Raw genomic sequence first — 17,026 nt, 5'->3', positions numbered from 1 at the left:
CCACCACCCACTGCACAGCGCACAAAAGGAGCTCGCCTCCATGGCACAGGTTCTTGCCTTTCCGACAGATCGTATCCGGCCCCCGCGGGGCAATGTGGCTGTGCTAAGCGATACCTTTGCGCGGCAACGGCGCAGCCGGGAGAATGTGTTCTGGCTGAAGGAAAACGCCGAGTTTCTGAATATTCTCGAATGCACGGGGGCAGAGGTGCCTGTCGTGGCACTTGCACCTTTCGAGGCGTTTTACGACACAGCAGAGCGGCGGTTGAGTTTCTTCCGGCAATACTACCGCTTCATCCTGTCCATCTGTCTTGACCTGGAGGATCTGGGAGTGGATGGCGGCAAGGGTGAAGAGATGGCTGCCTGGGTTGAGGGCAGCGATCTGGTGGGCGCCGAATTGTCCGACCTGCAACGGGCCGAGGCACGGCGGCTGCTGGCGCGCCGGGGGATCATGCTGGACTTGCCTGGGCTGGATCAGCGTCTGCATGATTTCATCGAGACTTCGCAGACCTTTGCGCTGCCGAACAAAAAGGCGGGATATGAGCTCACCCATATCGTGTTCTACCTGTCCGAATACGGTCGCAGGGATCCGGGGCTGTGCCAGGCAGCGCTGCGCAGTCTGGAGTACGCCGGGGTGGTGTCCTTTCTCGATCAGGATGCGGATCTGCTGGCCGAGGTCTGCATCGCGCTGCGCTATGCCGGGGGAGAAGTGCCTGTGATCTGGGAGGACTGGCTGGCCGCGCAAACCGATGGTTTCGCCGTAATACAGCAGGGCTTTACCGGCGGGGGCGATGACTATCACTGCTATTTTGTCTGCAACTGGCTACGCGCCCTGACTGGCGGGAAGGCCTTTGACCACCGGCTGCCGCAGGGCGCGACGCACCTGAAGGCGCCTGAGGGCGCCGGGGTTCTGCGCAGCCTGTCCATGGCTCTTTATGAGGCAGACGTGGCGGGCGGCGGGGACTGGGCGTTGGCACGGGACAGGCTGGCGTCAGGGTTGGATCCGGCGCAGCGAAACGTACTGGCGCAAGCCGAAAACAGCTGTGCCTGCTTCGGGCAGTTCTTCGAAGGCTTCCTGCGCAGCGGCCATGCGGGGCGGGCGTGATGGGATTGCCCTTTGCCCTGACCGGCGCGGTGTTCGCTGTTCTTTATACCGGGTTCATCGCCTCGGCCGATGGCATTACCAAGCTGTTGGCGGGCGGCTATGCCCCGGCGCAGCTTTATGCCCTGTCCGGGGCAGTTGTGGCGGGGCTTTGCGCTGCGACCACCCTCATGCGCGGCGGCGCCCGGTCGCTACCGGACGGGCTGCGCACGGACTGCCGCTGGGCCATGGGGCTGCGGTCCGCGGCCACGGTGGCGGCGGCCTTGTGTTTCTTCTATGCCTTCCGCCTGCTGCCTTTTGCCGAGGTGTTCATCTTCATCGGACTGATGCCGCTTCTGGCCGGGCTGATGTCGGCGCCGATCCTGCGCGAGCCGGTGCGTCCCGGCGCCTGGCTGGCACTGGCGGCGGGTTTCGGTGGGGTGATCTGCGTCTTTCCGGGCGGTCTATCCAGCCTGACAGCGGGCCACGTGGTGGCGCTGGGGGCCTCTGTGCTGGGGACGCTGTCGATCACGCTGTCACGCTATATCGGTCGGCATGAGCAGAACGTGCTGGCGCAGGTGTTCTATCCCAATCTGGCGCTCAGCCTTGTCATGCTGCCGGTGCTGCCCTTTGTCTGGCTGCCAATGCCAATGGTGGATGTCGTCTGGGCGCTGAGCTATGCCGGTCTGCTGTTCGGGGCGCGTTGGCTACTGGTGGCGGCGCTGAGACGGTTGCCATCCTATGCGGTGACGCCGCTGATGAACCTGCAATTCGTCTGGATGGTATTGATCGGCGCGCTTGGGTTTGGCGAGGTGCCGGAGCAGGGCACCTGGATGGGGGCTGCGGTGATTGTGGCCTCGGGGATCTATCTTGTCTGGGATCAGCTAACCCCAGGTGGCAATGTCTGGAGCAAGTCGATGATCAATGCGCGGCGGCAGGTCCGGCACCGCGCAGGCGTGGCGATGCGCACGGACCCGTAATCCGGTCGTCGCCTGCCAGATCTTTTCGAGGCGTGGGAATAGTCTTTAACGATCGGGGCACCGACGCGAGCGTGGCGACGCCCAGATGAGAAGATTTACATCGAGAAGGAGGTGCCGCAGCCGCAGCTGGAGGTAGCATTCGGGTTCTCGATGGTGAAACGCGCACCGATCAACTCTTCGGTGAAATCGATGACCGCGTTTTCCAGAAACGGCAGCGAAACCGCATCCACCACAACCTTCTCACCGCCGCCTTCGAGCACCAGATCCTCGGGCGTCGGGGTGTCGAGGCCGATCTCATACTGGAAACCGGAACAACCGCCCCCTTCGACGGCGACCCGCAAGGCCTGACCCTGACCGGCGGCGCCGATCTCGGCGAGGCGCGCAAAGGCGCGTTCTGTGACTTTTGGGGGCAATTGCATATATTTTCTCCCAAATATGTGGTGCCGCGTGCTAACCCATATATAGAAAGTCCTGGGCGGGCGACAAGATTTGCAAAGGATAAAGATCAGAAATGAATGCGCCTTTTGCGACGATGCCAAATCGGAGCCGTGGCCGGTTGGTCGCCGAGGAAGAAAGCTACTTCCGCTCTCCCTTTCAACGGGACCGCGATCGCATCATCCACGCCAGCGCCTTTCGCAGGCTCAAGCACAAGACGCAGGTCTTTGTCGAACACGAAGGTGACAACTACCGCACTCGGCTGACCCATTCGATCGAGGTCGGGCAGGTGGCGCGGACGATTGCCGGGGCGCTGGGGGTCAATCAAGAACTGACCGAGGCGGTCGCGCTGGCGCATGATCTGGGGCACACGCCCTTTGGCCATACGGGCGAGGATGCGCTGCATGCGTTGATGGCACCCTATGGCGGCTTTGATCACAACGCGCAGGCGATCCGCATCGTCACTAGCCTTGAACGCCACTATGCCAATTTCGACGGGCTGAACTTGACTTGGGAAACGCTGGAGGCCATCGCAAAGCATAATGGCCCGGTCACTGGCCCGCTGCCCTGGGCGCTGGCCGAATTCAACGACACCATGGATCTGGAGCTCAGCACCCACGCCAGCGCCGAAGCGCAGGTGGCGGCACTGGCCGATGATATCGCCTATAACAATCACGATTTGCACGACGGGTTGCGAGCAGAGTTGTTTAGCGATGCGGAAATCGCCGATCTGCCCATCGTCGGGTCGGCCTATCGCGAGGTGGACCTGCGCTATCCTGGGCTTGAGCTGAACCGGCGCCGACACGAGGCGCTGCGGCGCGTCTTTGGCGTGATGGTCGAAGATGTAATCGCGACCTCCCGCGGCCTGTTGCGGGAGGCCGGGGTGCAAAGCGTCGAAGATGTGCGCGCGCTGGGCACGCCGGTAGTGGCCTTTTCCGACGGGTTGTGGAGGGATCTGAAGGAGATCCGTGCGTTCCTGTTCCTGCGCATGTACCGGGCGCCGAAGGTCATGAAGAAACGCGCCGAGGTGGCGCAGGTGGTCGAAGCGTTGTTTCCCTACTTTCTGGCCAACCCTTATCAGATGCCGGAACGCTGGCACGCCGAGATCCGCGCTGCGGACAGCCAGACCGTTCTTGCGCGTCTGGTGTCGGATTACATTGCGGGCATGACGGACCGATTTGCGCTGCAGGAACATGACCGGCTGATCCTGGGGAAACCTGCGGCCTAGTCCTGGGGAAACCTGCGGCCTAGCGCAGTGGACTGGCGCGCATGAGGGCCATTCGGGCGTTGCGGACCAGTTTGCGCTGCCCATTGGGGCATGACAGGCCTTGTGGCGGTCGCTGATGGTTGACCCCTGACGCAGGCGTGGGTATCCGCTAGATCAAACCAATAGGACGCCCGATATGAACCTCTTCAACGATATCCGCTCGCTTGTGATCGACAGCCTGAACGCGTTGACCGCGGACGGCACGCTGCCCGGGGGGCTTTCTTTCGACAACGTGGCGGTGGAGCCGCCCCGCGATCCGGCGCATGGGGATATGGCGACCAATGCAGCCATGGTGCTGGCAAAACCAGCCAAGAAAAAGCCGCGCGACATCGCCGAGGCACTAGCGGCACATCTGGCGCAGGATGATCGGATCACCTCTGCCGAAGTGGCCGGTCCGGGCTTTTTGAACCTGCGTCTGGCACCGTCCGTCTGGCAGGGTGTGCTGGGTTCCGTTCTGGCGGATGGCACGGCCTATGGGAAGTCCGAGCTGGGGCAGGGCAAACGGGTCAACGTGGAATATGTCTCCGCAAACCCGACCGGCCCGCTGCACGTGGGGCACACGCGCGGTGCGGTCTTCGGCGACGCGCTGGCCTCGCTGCTGGCCTATGCGGGTTATGACGTCACCCGCGAATATTATATCAACGATGGTGGCGGTCAGGTCGATGTGCTCGCCCGCTCCGTCTACCTGCGCTATCTTGAGGCGCACGGTCAGGAAGTGGCATTCGAGGATGGAACCTATCCCGGCGATTACCTGATCGAGGTCGGGCAGGCGCTGAAGGACAAGGTAGGCGATGCCTATGTCGGCAAAGGCGAAGAGGTTTGGCTGCAGGAAGTGCGCAATTTCGCTACCGACGCGATGATGGATCTGATCCGCGAGGATCTGAAGCTGCTCGGCATCGAAATGGATGTCTTCTTCTCCGAAAAATCGCTTTATGGCACCGGCAAGATCGAAGCCGCGCTGGAAAGTCTTGATGCCAAGGGGCTCATCTACCAAGGCGTGCTGGAGCCGCCGAAAGGCAAGAAGCCGGAAGACTGGGAACCGCGTGAGCAGACCCTGTTCAAATCCACCGAACACGGCGATGACGTGGATCGTCCGGTGAAGAAATCCGATGGCGCCTGGACCTATTTCGCCCCCGATATCGCCTATCACTATGACAAGGTGGAGCGTGGCTTTGACGAACTGATCGACATCTTTGGCGCCGATCACGGCGGCTATGTGAAGCGCATGAAGGCCGCTGTGTCGGCCCTGTCCGATGGTAAGGTGCCACTGGATATCAAGCTGTGCCAATTGGTGAAGCTGTTCAAGGACGGTCAGGAATTCAAGATGTCCAAACGGGCAGGGACATTTGTCACCCTGCGCGACGTGGTCGAGGCCGTGGGCCCTGATGTTACCCGCTTCATGCTGCTTACCCGCAAGAACGATCAGGGCTTTGACTTTGATCTCGACAAGGCGCTGGAGCAGTCCAAAGACAACCCGGTCTTCTACGTGCAATATGCCAATGCGCGGATCTGCTCGACCCTGCGCAAGGCGGAAGAGGCGGGAATCGCTTCTGATGATGCGGCCCTAGCCGATGCGGATCTGTCGCTGCTGGCCGCTCCGGCGCAGCTGTCGGTGGCCCGCAAGCTGGCGGAATGGCCGCGCCTGGTGGAAATTGCGGCCCGCAGCAACGAGCCGCACCGCGTAGCCTTCTACCTCTACGATCTGGCTTCGGATCTGCACGGCCTGTACCATCTCGGCAAAAGCGACAAAAGTTTACGATTTGTTAACGAGAGCAGCCAATCGGCAACACATGCCAATTTGGCACTTGCACGGGCCGTTTCCATTGTCATTTCCGCTGGTCTTGGTATTCTTGGCGTGACCCCGGCGGAAGAGATGCGATAAAAATACGCACAGACCGCCGGAACGAGGCAGTTCAAGAGACCCGAAAATGCGGCGCAGGTGATGTGGCGCATGAAACGGGCAGTGAGGCGGATAATGGCGTATTTTACGCAGGCGGGCACGCGCCCGGCCTATGACCAGAGCGGAGTCGCAGATGGCGATTCTGCCGGTGGTGTTCAGTATCAGCGACAGCAGCAGTTCGGTGCCTATGACCCGTCGGTCCAGCCGCAGGCACAGCAGAGTTTTGTTTCACCCCAAGCCACCGCAGCCCCTGCCGCGCCCTATGCACCGCAGGGTTTTGGTGGCTTTGATCCGGCGCAGGCCGATGGGACCGGCTATGAGGCGGATGCCTATATGGCCGATGATTACGGCTACGCCGATGATGCCGCGCCTGCTGGGCGGGCAGGATTTGGCCGGATGGCCGGAATGCTCGGTGCGGTCGCTTCGCTGGCGCTGGTCGTCGGGATCGGCGTCTGGGGCTACAAGCTGGTGATGCGCGATGTCAGCGGCGTGCCTGTGGTGCGCGCGGTCGAAGGGCCGATGCGCGTGCAGCCGGAAAACCCCGGCGGCCGTCCGGCAGACCATCAGGGGCTGGCAGTGAACGCCGTGGCCGCAACCGGCACTGCCGAGGATCCAGCAGAGCGTCTGGTGCTGGCGCCGCAACCCATTGAGCTGACCGAGGACGACCGGCCGATGTCGGAACTGGCGCAGCAGGCCGAACAGAACCGCGCCGACCGCGAGGCGCCCGCAGTTTCGGATCAGTCTCTGGCCGCCTATCAAAGCGGTGACATCAACGCCCTGGTGGCTGAACTTACCGATGGGGTAACGCCTCTTGGTGCAGAGACACCGGATGCAGCGCCGGAGCAAGTTTCCAATGCCTCTGTCGCGGCCCCCGAGATCGTACAGCCGCAGCCCCTGAAGCCGGTTGAAATCGCCGCTGTTTCGTCCGCGCCGCAACCTTCTGCCGCGCTGCTGAAGGCGCCAGGCGTCAAGGTTTCGCTGCGCCCGAACCTGCGGCCTGCGCGGTTCACCCCCGCAGCTGCCCCGGCCGCAACTCCCAGCTCTGCTGTCGCGATCGAGGTTTCTGCCGACAGCCTGCCCGCAGGTACGCGGCTGGCGCAGCTTGGCGCTTATGAAAGTGCTGAGGTCGCCCGCTCCGAATGGGACCGGATCTATGCGCAGTTCGACGACTACCTTGCCGACAAGAAACGGGTGATCCAGCGCGCCGAAAGCGGTGGCCGCACCTTCTACCGTCTGCGGGCCATGGGCTTTGACGGGCTGTCTGATGCCCGCCGGTTCTGCTCTGCACTGGTGGCAGGCAATGCCGACTGCATCCCCGTGACCACCCGATGACAGGATTTGGCGCGACCATTCTGGATGCAGAGGGGCTGCGCCTCACCCAGAATGAAAAGGCCCTGTTCCGCGACGCGGATCCTTTTGGCTTTATCCTGTTTGCCCGCAATATCAGCTCTGCAGATCAGGTCCGTGCCCTCTGCGGAGAGCTCCGCGATTCCGTGGGCCGCGATTGCCTGATCACCATTGATCAGGAAGGCGGCCGGGTGCAGCGCCTGCGCCCGCCACTGGGGCGCGACTGGCTGCCGCCGATGGAACACGCGGTTCAGGCTGGTGACGGCGCCGAACGGGCCATGTATCTGCGCTATCGCCTGATTGCGCATGAGTTGCACGCGCTTGGCATCGACAGCAACTGCGCCCCGATTGCAGATATCGCCTCTGCCGACACTCACCCGTTTCTGCGCAATCGCTGCTATGGCGAGGCTTTGCCGGATGTGACCGTACTGGCTCGCGCGGTGGCCGAGGCGCATCTTGATGGCGGCGTGGTGCCGGTTCTGAAACATATTCCCGGCCATGGCCGCGCGGTGGCGGACAGCCATCTGGACCTTCCGCATGTGGCCGCATCCGCTGCCGATTTGGAGGCTACGGATTTCGCGGCCTTCCGGGCGCTGAATGACCTCCCGATGGCAATGACGGCGCATATCGTCTTTGACGCGCTTGATCCGCGCCCCGCGACCCTGTCGCCCCCGGTGATGGAACGGATCCGCAAGGGCATAGGCTTTGACGGGCTGATCATGACCGACGATATCTCGATGAAGGCCCTGCAGGGGGCACCGGCAGATATCGCCGGGCAGTCCCGCGCGGCGGGCTGCGATATCGTTCTGCTGTGCAATGCCGATCTTGCCGTGCGTACGCAGGTGGCAGAGGCTGCCGGAACCCTGGATGAGGTGGGGCAAAACCGCGCCCTGCGGGCCATCGCGGCGCGCAAAACCCCCGCTGCGCTTGACATAGAGGCTGCCGAGGCCGAACTTGCTGCCCTGATGGGCGGAAAGGTTTATGTCTGAAGAGTCACTTTTTCCGGAAGAAGTTCAGCCCTCGGTCGAGGATCGGCTGGCGGCTGAGGCGCTGATTGTCGATGTCGACGGCTATGAGGGGCCGCTCGACCTGTTGTTGACGCTGTCGCGCACCCAGAAGGTGGATCTGCGGCGTATTTCGGTTCTGGAGCTTGCCCGGCAATATCTTAGTTTCGTGGAGCGTGCCAAGGAGCTGCGGATCGAACTGGCGGCTGATTATCTGGTGATGGCGGCTTGGCTGGCCTTCCTGAAATCGCGGCTGTTGCTCCCCCCCGACCCCGAAGAAGAAGGCCCCTCGGGGGAGGAACTGGCGGCGCATCTGGCGTTCCAGCTGGAGCGGCTTCAGGCCATGCGCGATGCGGCGGCGCGGCTGATGGGGCGTGACCAGTTGGGGCGGGATTTCTTTGCCCGTGGGCAAAGCGAAACGGTCGAACGTATCCGCACCGTGACCTATAGCGCCAACCTTCTCGACTTGATGCAGGGCTATGCCAGGATCCGCACCCGCGACGATTTCCGCCCCTTTGTGATGGACCGGGATTCAGTCTTCACCATGGAGGAGGCGCTGGAGCGGATGCGCGGCCTCATTGGTTTTACCGGCAGCTGGACCGATATGCTGAGCTACCTGCCAGATGGCTGGCACAGTGATCCCGTGAAACGGCGCTCGGCCACGGCGGCGACCTTTGCCGCCTCCCTGCAGCTGGTCAAGGAAGGCCAGCTGGAAATCCGCCAGAACGAGACCTTTGCGCCGATCCAGTTGCGCCACCTGAACGGGAACACCTGATGGAAGATTTCAGCAACCAGGAGCCGGACAAGGCGCAGCAGGAGTCGGACAGCCTGTTCGATGCCCCGCCCATGGCCGAGCAGGAGCGCATGGTCGAGGCGGTGCTGTTCGCCAGTACCGAGCCTGTCACCCTGCGCGATCTGGAGGCCCGCATGCCGCATGGCTGCAATCCCGGCGAGGCGCTGGAATACCTGCGCAAACGCTACGAGGGGCGCGGTGTCAGGGTGGTGCGCGTGGGCGATGCCTGGGCAATCCGCACGGCGCCGGACCTTGGCTTCCTGATGCAGAAGGAAATCGTCGAGACCCGCAAGCTGAGCCGGGCGGCAATCGAAACCCTGGCTATCATCGCCTATCATCAGCCGGTGACGCGGGCCGAGATCGAAGAGATCCGCGGCGTATCGGTGTCCCGGGGCACCATTGATCAGCTTTTGGAAATGGAGTGGATCCGCCTTGGTCGCCGCCGTATGACGCCGGGCCGCCCGGTGACATTCGTGGTAACACCGGTGTTCCTGGATCACTTCGGTCTGGAAAGCGCCCGCGACCTGCCGGGGGTGAAGGAACTGCGCTCTGCCGGGCTGCTGGAAAGCCGCCCGCCGCCGGGCAGCTTCCCGACGGGGCAGGGCGGTGACGACGGGGACGAGGATCCCGAGGAGCAGCCAGAGCTGTTCGAAAGCTGACGATTTCGTGTGCGGGGGCAGCCTGCCAAGAAATCGTCCCATTCCGATGTCACAATGGCATTTGAACGGAACCGGAGCCTATTGATGAACGTCGAATCCATTCTCAACATGATCATGCGCCGCCTTGTCGGGAGGGCCGTCAACTCCGGCGTGGATGCGGGGCTCAACGCGCTGTCGGGGCGCAGTGGAAAACGCGGGCGGGGCGGGCAGGCGGAAAACCGACCCGAGACACCGGCAGAGGCGGAAGAACGCGCTGAACGCGAAAGGATCCGCGAGATGCGGCAGGAGCGGCGTGCGCGGCGCGCCCAGCGGGACAACCGCTGAGCTTTTCCGCCTGGGGGCGCTTCCGGCGTCAGCTAGATTGTGGCTGTTTGAAGTGCTTGGACAGTTTCAGTCCCTGTCCCTGATAGTTGGAGGCTATGCCCGCGCCATAAAGCTGCTGAGGTACCTCAGCCATACGTTCATAGACCAATCGACCGACGACTTGCCCGTGTTCCAGCACGAAAGGCGCTTCGTGGCAGCGCACCTCAAGCACGCCACGCGATCCAGCTCCGCCCACTGAAGCGTGACCGAAGCCGGGATCGAAAAAGCCCGCGTAATGCACCCGAAATTCCCCGACCATGGCCAGATATGGCGCCATTTCGGCGGCATAGGCCGGCGGGATATGCACGGCCTCGCGGCTGACAAGGATGTAAAAGGCGCCGGGATCCAGAATGATGCGGCCCTTGGTGGTGCGCACCTCTTCCCAGTAATCCTGCGGATCGTATTCGCCGATCCGGTCCAGATCGATCACCCCGGTATGCGGTTTGGCCCGGTAGCCCACTAGATCGGTACCTGGCAGTTGCAGGTCCACGGAAAAGCCCAAGCCATCCTCGATCACCGCCTCGCCATCCACCAGCGGGCTTTCTGCGTGCAGCGCGCTGAGTTCCTGATCGCTCAGCACCGCCTGACCGGTGCGGAAGCGGATCTGATTGAGCCGCATGCCGGGGCGCACCAGCACGGAGAAGGAACGCGGGCATATCTCGGCATACAGCGGCCCGGTGTAACCCGGCTTGATGCGGTCGAATTCCTCGCCGCCATCGGTGATGGTGCGCGTGAGCAGGTCCAGCCGCCCGGTTGAGCTTTTGGCATTGGCCACGGCGGAGACGTCCTGCGGCAGGGCCAAACCTTCGAGGAGCGGCACCACGTAGACGCAGCCCTTTTCCAGAACAGCGCCGCCATCCAGATCAATGCGGTGCATTTCAAATTCAGAGAGGCGATCAGCGACCGTGTTGCCGTGTCCAGAGAGGAAGGAGGCGCGCACGCGGTAAGCCACATGGCCCAGCCGCAGATCCAGACTTGCAGGCTGGATTTGCCCGTCGATCAAAGGCTCGGACAGGGTGATCTCGCCCTGCTGCAGCATGGTTTCCAGTGTCTGGCTGGGTAAAACGCCTGTCATTGTCTTTCTCCCGTCTGGCCGGGCATCCGCCCGGTCGGGCTGCTGTTCAAGACGACCCAGATGATGGTCCCGATCCGTAACCCCAGGCTACACATACACAAAACGCCTGGGTGCGCAAACACCCAGGCGTTTTGTATGGTCGGGCTAGCAGGACTCGAACCTGCGACCTTCCGTCCCCCAGACGGACGCGCTACCAGGCTGCGCCATAGCCCGTTGAAGCGCTTTCTACCGTTTTTCCCGGCGGGGGCAAGAGGCATTGCCAAGTTTTTCCGCTGCTTTGGAAAATTAATGTGCTTCCAGCCATTGGCGCAGCTCGGCGGCGCATTCGGCAACTTCGGCGCGCACTTCGGGCCGCAGTTCCGTTGTCTGCGACAACAGGGCCAGAACACCGGGACGCAGGTTGACCTGGGCGGCCAGATTTTCGTCGGGCACGGAAATGATTCGCGGCTTGGATTCCTCCATCGGGAGATCCCCGGTCGGGGGAAAGCCTGCTTCGGGCGCATCGGTTGCAGCGTCCTGCTCCGCATTGTCCGGCAGGCCCGGAGGGGCAAATCCTTCCCGCGGTGCATCTGCATCCATGGCATCCTGCAGGGCTGCATCTGCGTCGGATTCGGCTAGTTCCTCGTCCATTTGCTCTGAGAGTTCCTCAGGCAGGATGGCTTCGACAGGGGCTTGCTCGGATGCGGGTTCAGGCTCGTCATGCTCCGTAGCCATAGCCTCAGTCGGCGCTTCCTCGGCCATCAGGTCGGCGTGGGCGTCGCCCAACTCGGCGGGCTCGCTCTCACCCAAGGGCGTGGGAGCGTCGAGGTGGCTGGTGAGCGGCACAGCAGGGTCAATCGGCGCGGTTGGCGGCTCGGTCTCATCCGGTGCGAAGCTGACCTCGAAGGCAGGCTCGGCCTGATCGTCGGTTGGCACAAGCGCTTCCGCCTCCGCATTCGGTTCCGACTGGACCTCGCTGCCAGTGTCATCCGTGGTGCTGTCCGCTTCTCCTGCGAAGGGGGCTGGTTCGGCTGTTGCCTCCGGCGCGGCGGTTTCTTCGATCACCGGGTCTGCCTCGCATTCCGGGGCAGGGGCGTCGTGGCCGCCAAGGTCCATCATGATCTGTGCAGGTTCCGGCTCTGTGGAGACGGGCTGCACCTCGTCGAAAGGCAGGCTTTCTTCGCCGCTCAGGTCGTCTTGTGGCGGGGGAAGCTCTTCCGACAGGTCAGAGGCAATAGGTTGATCCGTCGATGTGTCGGGCTCCGCATTGGGGGCCTCGGACAGGGCATCGTCTGGCTCCGCCTGCACCAGTGGCGACTCATCCTGATCCAGCTCCGAGATGGTCTCTGGAATGCTCTCAGCTTGCGATGCACTGGGCTGGGCGCCCGCCGGGCTTTCGTCAGCGACCTCTGCAAAGGGATCAAATTGTTCCTGTTCGAAAAACGGCAGATGGCTGGCGGCGCGCGGCGAGTCTTCTTCCGCTCCTGCGCTTTCACCCGCGATCTCGGGGTCGCCCTCGACGCTGGGCCCTGGCGTTGCGCCAGCGCGGGGATGCGCTGCGGCAGATTCTGTGGCTGCATTGCTCTGGGCGAACCCACCGCCGGTTCCGGTTCCGTCCGGTTCTCCGGGGGAGGCCGTATCAAGGCTATGGGACATCTCGGAGACATGGGTAATGCCAAGGTCGCGCAGAATTGCCTGAACTTCCTTGATGGACATGCCATCGTCATGCAGCAGCTTGCGAATGCCACCCAGGAGCAGCATGTCCGCAGGGCGATAGTATCTGCGCCCACCGGCTCGCTTGACCGGTTTTACCTGGGTGAATTTGCTTTCCCAGAAGCGCAGGACATGCGCTTGCACCCCCAGCCATTCCGCCACTTCGCTGATGGTGCGGAAGGCGTCTGGTGATTTGGACATGGGTATTGATTCCGTTGGTTCTGGACCGGTCGGGGCAGCCGTCTTCAGCTGCGGTTGCCGTCAGCGACTCGGTCTTTCATCAGATGGGAGGGCCGGAAGGTCAGCACACGGCGTGGCTGAATCGGAACCTCTTCACCGGTTTTGGGATTGCGCCCCACACGTGCCGTCTTGTCCCGGACGCTAAAGGTCCCGAAAGAAGAGATTTTCACCTGCTCCCCGCGGACAAGGGCGTCTGACATGTGCTGCAGCATGCTTTCAACCAGTTGCGCGCTTTCATTGCGGGAGAGGCCAACCTCGCGGAAAACGGCCTCGCTCAGATCCATTCGCGTCAGAGTTTTTTCGCTCATACCAGTCCCCGTTGTTTGCTCAAGCATAGGGGCTGGGGAATTTCACTGTCAATATCAATGAATTGCGCGCTGCGAGATTGCGCTGTCCCGTGCTACCAGCGCAGCACGACCGCGCCCCAGGCCAATCCGCCGCCGATCGCCTCGGTGACGATCAGATCCCCGGGCTTGATCTGACCGCGTTCCTTGCCGACCGACAGGGCCAGTGGAATCGACGCAGCAGAGGTGTTGCCGTGGTCCTGAACGGTCACCACAACGTTATCGAGGCTGAGGCCCATCTTCTTGGCGGTGCCCTGAATGATGCGGATATTGGCCTGATGCGGCACGATCCAGTCCACGTCTTCGGCGCCAAGGCCCGCGCGTTCCAGCGCTGTGGTTGCGGTCTTGGCCAGTTTCTCCACGGCATGGCGGAAAACCTGGTTGCCCTGCATGCGCAGATGGCCGGTCGACTGGGTGGAAACACCGCCGTCTACATAAAGCAAATCCTTGTAGCGCCCGTCTGAATTCAGATCGGTGGCCAGAATTCCGCGGTCATCGCTGGTGCCCGCGCCGGTCTGTGCCTCAAGAATCAGCGCGCCGGCGCCATCACCGAAGAGCACGCAGGTCGATCGGTCGGTCCAGTCCATGATGCGCGAGAAGGTTTCGGCGCCAATCACCATAACCCGGTCAGCCTGACCGGAGGCGATCAATGCGTTTGCGTTGCAGAGCGCATAGACGAAGCCGGCGCAGACCGCCTGCACGTCAAAGGCAAAGCCGCGGGTCATTTCCAGCTGCGCCTGCACCATGGTGGCCGCCGAAGGGAAGGTCAGATCGGCGGTCGAGGTGGCCACGATGATCGCGTCGATATCGTCAGCCACAAGACCGGCATCGGAGAGCGCCGCCTTGGCCGCTGCGGTTGCCATCGAGGAGGTGGTTTCGCCCTCTTCGGCGAAATGGCGGCGTTCAATCCCGGAGCGGGAGCGAATCCATTCGTCCGTGGTGTCCAGGGTGGCTTCGAATTCCGCGTTTTCGACCACGCGTTTAGGGAGATAATGGCCGGTGCCTACAACTACTGCACGTCGCGTCATTCTGTGACTGCCTTCTTGGTCTTATTTTGTTGAGATCCGGTCGTCGTCGTCGGAGCCTGCGGCATCTTGGGTAAGCTCCACGGCGGATGCAACCCGCGCGGCCAGTTTTTCGGCAAAACCCTGCTCGGCCAGACGGAAGGCCAGTTTTACTGCGGCCGATACCCCGGTGGCATCGGCGCCGCCGTGGGATTTTACCACGGTGCCGTTTAGGCCCAGAAACACGCCACCATTGGCGCGCCGCGGATCGATCCGTTTTGCCAGCCGCGACAGAGAGGTATAGGCCAGCAGCGCCGCGATCTTGGACAGGAAGGAATATTCAAAGGCCTCGCGCAGGGCCGAGCGGACCAGGCTGGCGGTGCCTTCACCGGTCTTGATCGCGACATTTCCGGTAAAGCCGTCGGTGACGATGACATCTGCCACATTGCCGGGGATATCGCTGCCTTCGACAAAGCCGACAAATTCATAATCGGCGATCCCGGCATTTTCGGCGATCAACGCATGGGCTTCTTTCAGCTCGGCGCGGCCCTTGTGTTCCTCGGTGCCGACGTTGAGCAGGCCAACGCGCGGGCGGGCGATATCCATGGAATTACGAGTATAGGAGGTGCCCATCAGCGCGTATTGCAGCAGATCCTGCGCGTCGGCGCGCACATCGGCGCCCACATCCAGCATCACGTTGAACCCCTGCGGGTTCCGTGATGGCCAGAGAATCGCAATCGCGGGGCGGTTGACGCCCGGCACCTTGCGCAGGCGCAACATGCTGAGCGCCATCAGCGCGCCGGTATTGCCGCAAGAGACGACCCCGGCGGATTCGCCGTTCTTCACGGCGTCCAATGCGGACCACATCGAGGTGCCCTTGCCATTGCGCATGACCTGGCTGGGCTTGTCGTCCATGGTGACAACGCTGTCGACATGACGAATAACGACGCGATCCGCCAGGATGCGCCGTTTGGCAACCAAGGGTGCCAATTCGTCTTCGGGGCCATGTAGAATGAATCCGATATTCGGGTTCTTCTCGGCGGATTTCGCGATACCGGCCACCACTACGGCAGGGCCGGCATCTCCGCCCATGGCATCGACAGAAATCACAATTTTACCAGTCTGCGCTTTGGATTGATCGGGTTTGCCCGTCATAGGTAAAGCCTGCCTGGCGTTATGTGATCAAAGGAGGGCTTACGCCGCGTCCTCATCCATGTCGATTTCGTCGTTCGCTGCAACGATTTCTTTATCGTCGTAGTGGCCGCAGGACGGGCACACGTGGTGCGGACGCTTCAGTTCGCCGCAGCTGGAGCATTCGTTCGGGTTTGCAGCAACCAGGGCATCGTGCGCGCGACGGTTGTTGCGGCGCGATTTGGATACTTTGTTCTGTTGGACGGCCATGTCTCAACCTTTGTCTGCTTGGCGCCTTGGGGCCATCCCCGCCGCGCGATTTCATTGTTTTGTCGTGATCGGTGTGACGTGCGTGTAGGCCGCAGCCTCTCCGATGTCCAACCAAAAATTCCGATGAGCGCGCGAAAATACTGCGAATCCTCTGCGGCGCAAGCGGTTTTTTAGGGCAGGCGGGGCGTCAGTACCAGCAGGAAGTTCACCATACGGTATTTTTCCGCCTCATTTACCGTCAGTCGTCGCCTTTCAACTGTTCCTTGAGAGCCGAAAGGGCGGCAAAGGGGCGGGTGTCTTCGTCGCGCATGGGTTTAACACCCGGTTCAGCGAACACTGCTTCGCCCAGTTCCTGGCCTTCTTTGCGCGGGTAAGCGGGAATCGCCAGGGTCAGTGCCTCAATCATTACTTCATAGGGATCGATGCTGCTGCTCAGCGGTTCGATGGTTTCATCCTCGGTCATTTCTGCTTCGGCGTCTTCCGGTTCCTCGTAGGATGCCATGTACTGTCGCCGCACCTTCTGGTCGATCCGGGTGGTGACCGGATCCAGCGTGACCACGCAGTCCTGCACCACCGTGGCGCCCAGGGTGGCGGTCAGCACCCAGTCCCGGCGCCCGCTGGCGCGGATCTCGCCTTCGAACCGCAGCTTGCGCAGGCTGTTGACCTCCAGATCCCGCGCCAGGGCAGCCAGGGCATCGGCATCGGGGCGGATATCAAAGGGCGTCGGGGCGTTCTGCGGCAGATCCGCGACCCGGAAAGCAGTGCTGTCAGCCATTTTGCAAACTTTCGTTTCTTGAACCAGAAGGCTGCATTAGGTAATCGGGATGGGCGGCGTAATCAAGCCGGGGTCGCGGCAGTCTTTCGGGGGGCATCATGGGTGCACAGTCAATCAAGCTGAAATCAGCGGCAAAGCTGGCGGCGACACTGCTGCTGTGCGGATCCTTGACCGCCTGCGCGGCCAGCTATCGCAAGCACGGCTATGTGCCATCCGAGGAAGATCTGGCAGAAGTGGTCGTCGGCGTGGACAGCCGAGACTCGGTTGCGGAGAGCATCGGTATCCCTTCGTCTTCCGGCGTGCTGAACGAAAGCGGCTACTACTATGTGTCCACCCGGATGCGCCATTATGGCGCTGCGGAGCCCAAACCGGTGTCCCGCGAACTGGTTGCGGTCAACTTTGACACGCGCGGCGTCGTTAGCGGCATCCAGCGTTTCGGGCTTGAGGATGGCCGGGTGATTCCGCTGCAGCGCCGCGTCACATCCTCCAGCATCGAGGACAAAACCTTCCTGCGTCAGTTGATCGGCAACCTGGGCAACTTCTCCCCGGATGCAATCCTCGACCAGTAAACAGTGGTGGCCATGGGCTGCGGTGTCTGTCGTGCGGTTGTGATCTGGGGATGCTAGTCTGACTGCGCCCTATGGAAACGCGGGTGGGGTGCCGGATGAG

At 62.3% G+C, this 17,026-nt stretch carries 18 protein-coding genes and 1 tRNA gene; 10 read left to right on the top strand and 9 right to left on the bottom strand.

Annotated elements, in window-relative coordinates:
• Positions 1-40 precede the first annotated feature (40 nt).
• Entirely contained in the window at positions 41-1,102 is a 1,062-nt protein-coding gene (locus SM764_RS11460) for a DUF6902 family protein (protein WP_369001836.1), read from the top strand.
• Positions 1,102-2,058: a DMT family transporter gene (locus SM764_RS11455; RefSeq protein ID WP_369001835.1), complete on the top strand. Its 957-nt coding sequence runs from the start codon at positions 1,102-1,104 to the stop codon at positions 2,056-2,058. Before SM764_RS11460 ends, SM764_RS11455 begins: the two co-directional genes overlap by 1 nt.
• Positions 2,059-2,153: 95 nt before the next feature.
• On the opposite strand, the gene SM764_RS11450 is transcribed toward SM764_RS11455, so the two are convergent.
• Positions 2,154-2,477, bottom strand: a complete 324-nt coding sequence (locus SM764_RS11450) for a HesB/IscA family protein (RefSeq protein WP_065273234.1) — start codon at positions 2,475-2,477, stop codon at positions 2,154-2,156.
• Positions 2,478-2,569: 92 nt separating this feature from the next.
• Between SM764_RS11450 and SM764_RS11445 the strand changes: the two genes are divergently transcribed.
• The 7 genes from SM764_RS11445 to SM764_RS11415 all read left to right on the top strand — a co-directional run bounded on the left by SM764_RS11445 (position 2,570) and on the right by SM764_RS11415 (position 9,787).
• The gene (locus SM764_RS11445; protein WP_369001833.1) at positions 2,570-3,721 is read left to right on the top strand and encodes a deoxyguanosinetriphosphate triphosphohydrolase; all 1,152 of its coding nucleotides are present in this window, start codon (positions 2,570-2,572) and stop codon (positions 3,719-3,721) included.
• A 175-nt stretch (positions 3,722-3,896) separates the two neighbouring features.
• Entirely contained in the window at positions 3,897-5,642 is a 1,746-nt protein-coding gene (gene argS, locus SM764_RS11440) for an arginine--tRNA ligase (protein ID WP_369001832.1), read from the top strand.
• Between the two features lie 93 nt (positions 5,643-5,735).
• Complete coding sequence (locus tag SM764_RS11435; protein WP_369001831.1) at positions 5,736-6,992, top strand: SPOR domain-containing protein; 1,257 nt, start codon at positions 5,736-5,738, stop codon at positions 6,990-6,992.
• Positions 6,989-7,996, top strand: coding sequence for a beta-N-acetylhexosaminidase (gene nagZ, locus SM764_RS11430; protein ID WP_369001829.1), 1,008 nt, complete (start codon positions 6,989-6,991; stop codon positions 7,994-7,996). The genes SM764_RS11435 and nagZ overlap by 4 nt, the downstream gene beginning before the upstream one ends.
• Positions 7,989-8,786, top strand: coding sequence for a segregation and condensation protein A (locus SM764_RS11425; RefSeq protein ID WP_274833692.1), 798 nt, complete (start codon positions 7,989-7,991; stop codon positions 8,784-8,786). The genes nagZ and SM764_RS11425 overlap by 8 nt, the downstream gene beginning before the upstream one ends.
• Complete coding sequence (gene scpB / locus SM764_RS11420; RefSeq protein ID WP_369001828.1) at positions 8,786-9,463, top strand: SMC-Scp complex subunit ScpB; 678 nt, start codon at positions 8,786-8,788, stop codon at positions 9,461-9,463. The genes SM764_RS11425 and scpB overlap by 1 nt, the downstream gene beginning before the upstream one ends.
• An 84-nt stretch (positions 9,464-9,547) precedes the next feature.
• Complete coding sequence (locus SM764_RS11415) at positions 9,548-9,787, top strand: hypothetical protein (RefSeq protein WP_065273241.1); 240 nt, start codon at positions 9,548-9,550, stop codon at positions 9,785-9,787.
• A 28-nt stretch (positions 9,788-9,815) separates the two neighbouring features.
• On the opposite strand, the gene SM764_RS11410 is transcribed toward SM764_RS11415, so the two are convergent.
• The 8 genes from SM764_RS11410 to SM764_RS11375 all read right to left on the bottom strand — a co-directional run bounded on the left by SM764_RS11410 (position 9,816) and on the right by SM764_RS11375 (position 16,357).
• The gene (locus tag SM764_RS11410; protein ID WP_274831992.1) at positions 9,816-10,901 is read right to left on the bottom strand and encodes a 2'-deoxycytidine 5'-triphosphate deaminase; all 1,086 of its coding nucleotides are present in this window, start codon (positions 10,899-10,901) and stop codon (positions 9,816-9,818) included.
• 136 nt (positions 10,902-11,037) lie between these two features.
• Positions 11,038-11,114: transfer RNA gene (locus SM764_RS11405), tRNA-Pro, on the bottom strand.
• Positions 11,115-11,186: 72 nt separating this feature from the next.
• Complete coding sequence (locus SM764_RS11400; protein ID WP_369001827.1) at positions 11,187-12,794, bottom strand: MerR family transcriptional regulator; 1,608 nt, start codon at positions 12,792-12,794, stop codon at positions 11,187-11,189.
• A 44-nt stretch (positions 12,795-12,838) separates the two neighbouring features.
• Positions 12,839-13,141, bottom strand: coding sequence for an integration host factor subunit alpha (gene ihfA, locus SM764_RS11395; protein ID WP_065273243.1), 303 nt, complete (start codon positions 13,139-13,141; stop codon positions 12,839-12,841).
• 92 nt (positions 13,142-13,233) lie between these two features.
• Positions 13,234-14,205, bottom strand: a complete 972-nt coding sequence (locus SM764_RS11390) for a beta-ketoacyl-ACP synthase III (RefSeq protein ID WP_065273244.1) — start codon at positions 14,203-14,205, stop codon at positions 13,234-13,236.
• 21 nt (positions 14,206-14,226) lie between these two features.
• Positions 14,227-15,336 carry a phosphate acyltransferase PlsX gene (gene plsX, locus SM764_RS11385; protein WP_369001826.1) on the bottom strand — a complete coding sequence of 370 codons (1,110 nt, stop codon included), beginning with the start codon at positions 15,334-15,336 and terminating at the stop codon, positions 14,227-14,229.
• 39 nt (positions 15,337-15,375) lie between these two features.
• Entirely contained in the window at positions 15,376-15,582 is a 207-nt protein-coding gene (rpmF, locus tag SM764_RS11380; RefSeq protein WP_065273246.1) for a 50S ribosomal protein L32, read from the bottom strand.
• A 238-nt stretch (positions 15,583-15,820) separates the two neighbouring features.
• The gene (locus SM764_RS11375; RefSeq protein ID WP_369001825.1) at positions 15,821-16,357 is read right to left on the bottom strand and encodes a YceD family protein; all 537 of its coding nucleotides are present in this window, start codon (positions 16,355-16,357) and stop codon (positions 15,821-15,823) included.
• Positions 16,358-16,455: 98 nt separating this feature from the next.
• On the opposite strand from SM764_RS11375, the gene SM764_RS11370 reads away from it, so the two are divergent.
• Entirely contained in the window at positions 16,456-16,926 is a 471-nt protein-coding gene (locus SM764_RS11370) for an outer membrane protein assembly factor BamE (RefSeq protein WP_065273248.1), read from the top strand.
• The last annotated feature ends 100 nt before the right edge of the window (positions 16,927-17,026 follow it).

Origin of the sequence: Pseudophaeobacter sp. 1A16562 (assembly GCF_041008785.1) — a bacterium.
Taxonomy (GTDB): Bacteria; Pseudomonadota; Alphaproteobacteria; order Rhodobacterales; family Rhodobacteraceae; genus Phycobacter; species Phycobacter gallaeciensis_A.
This window is presented reverse-complemented; position numbering and strand designations above follow the sequence as displayed.

What these genes read in the sequence shown, in the direction of transcription:
- SM764_RS11460 (WP_369001836.1), top strand. Translation starts at nt 41, where the DNA reads ATGGCACAGGTTCTTGCCTTTCCGACAGATCGTATCCGGCCCCCGCGG.
- SM764_RS11455 (WP_369001835.1), top strand. Translation starts at nt 1,102, where the DNA reads ATGGGATTGCCCTTTGCCCTGACCGGCGCGGTGTTCGCTGTTCTTTAT.
- SM764_RS11450 (WP_065273234.1), bottom strand. Translation starts at nt 2,477, where the DNA reads ATGCAATTGCCCCCAAAAGTCACAGAACGCGCCTTTGCGCGCCTCGCC.
- SM764_RS11445 (WP_369001833.1), top strand. Translation starts at nt 2,570, where the DNA reads ATGAATGCGCCTTTTGCGACGATGCCAAATCGGAGCCGTGGCCGGTTG.
- argS (WP_369001832.1), top strand. Translation starts at nt 3,897, where the DNA reads ATGAACCTCTTCAACGATATCCGCTCGCTTGTGATCGACAGCCTGAAC.
- SM764_RS11435 (WP_369001831.1), top strand. Translation starts at nt 5,736, where the DNA reads ATGGCGTATTTTACGCAGGCGGGCACGCGCCCGGCCTATGACCAGAGC.
- nagZ (WP_369001829.1), top strand. Translation starts at nt 6,989, where the DNA reads ATGACAGGATTTGGCGCGACCATTCTGGATGCAGAGGGGCTGCGCCTC.
- SM764_RS11425 (WP_274833692.1), top strand. Translation starts at nt 7,989, where the DNA reads ATGTCTGAAGAGTCACTTTTTCCGGAAGAAGTTCAGCCCTCGGTCGAG.
- scpB (WP_369001828.1), top strand. Translation starts at nt 8,786, where the DNA reads ATGGAAGATTTCAGCAACCAGGAGCCGGACAAGGCGCAGCAGGAGTCG.
- SM764_RS11415 (WP_065273241.1), top strand. Translation starts at nt 9,548, where the DNA reads ATGAACGTCGAATCCATTCTCAACATGATCATGCGCCGCCTTGTCGGG.
- SM764_RS11410 (WP_274831992.1), bottom strand. Translation starts at nt 10,901, where the DNA reads ATGACAGGCGTTTTACCCAGCCAGACACTGGAAACCATGCTGCAGCAG.
- SM764_RS11400 (WP_369001827.1), bottom strand. Translation starts at nt 12,794, where the DNA reads ATGTCCAAATCACCAGACGCCTTCCGCACCATCAGCGAAGTGGCGGAA.
- ihfA (WP_065273243.1), bottom strand. Translation starts at nt 13,141, where the DNA reads ATGAGCGAAAAAACTCTGACGCGAATGGATCTGAGCGAGGCCGTTTTC.
- SM764_RS11390 (WP_065273244.1), bottom strand. Translation starts at nt 14,205, where the DNA reads ATGACGCGACGTGCAGTAGTTGTAGGCACCGGCCATTATCTCCCTAAA.
- plsX (WP_369001826.1), bottom strand. Translation starts at nt 15,336, where the DNA reads ATGACGGGCAAACCCGATCAATCCAAAGCGCAGACTGGTAAAATTGTG.
- rpmF (WP_065273246.1), bottom strand. Translation starts at nt 15,582, where the DNA reads ATGGCCGTCCAACAGAACAAAGTATCCAAATCGCGCCGCAACAACCGT.
- SM764_RS11375 (WP_369001825.1), bottom strand. Translation starts at nt 16,357, where the DNA reads ATGGCTGACAGCACTGCTTTCCGGGTCGCGGATCTGCCGCAGAACGCC.
- SM764_RS11370 (WP_065273248.1), top strand. Translation starts at nt 16,456, where the DNA reads ATGGGTGCACAGTCAATCAAGCTGAAATCAGCGGCAAAGCTGGCGGCG.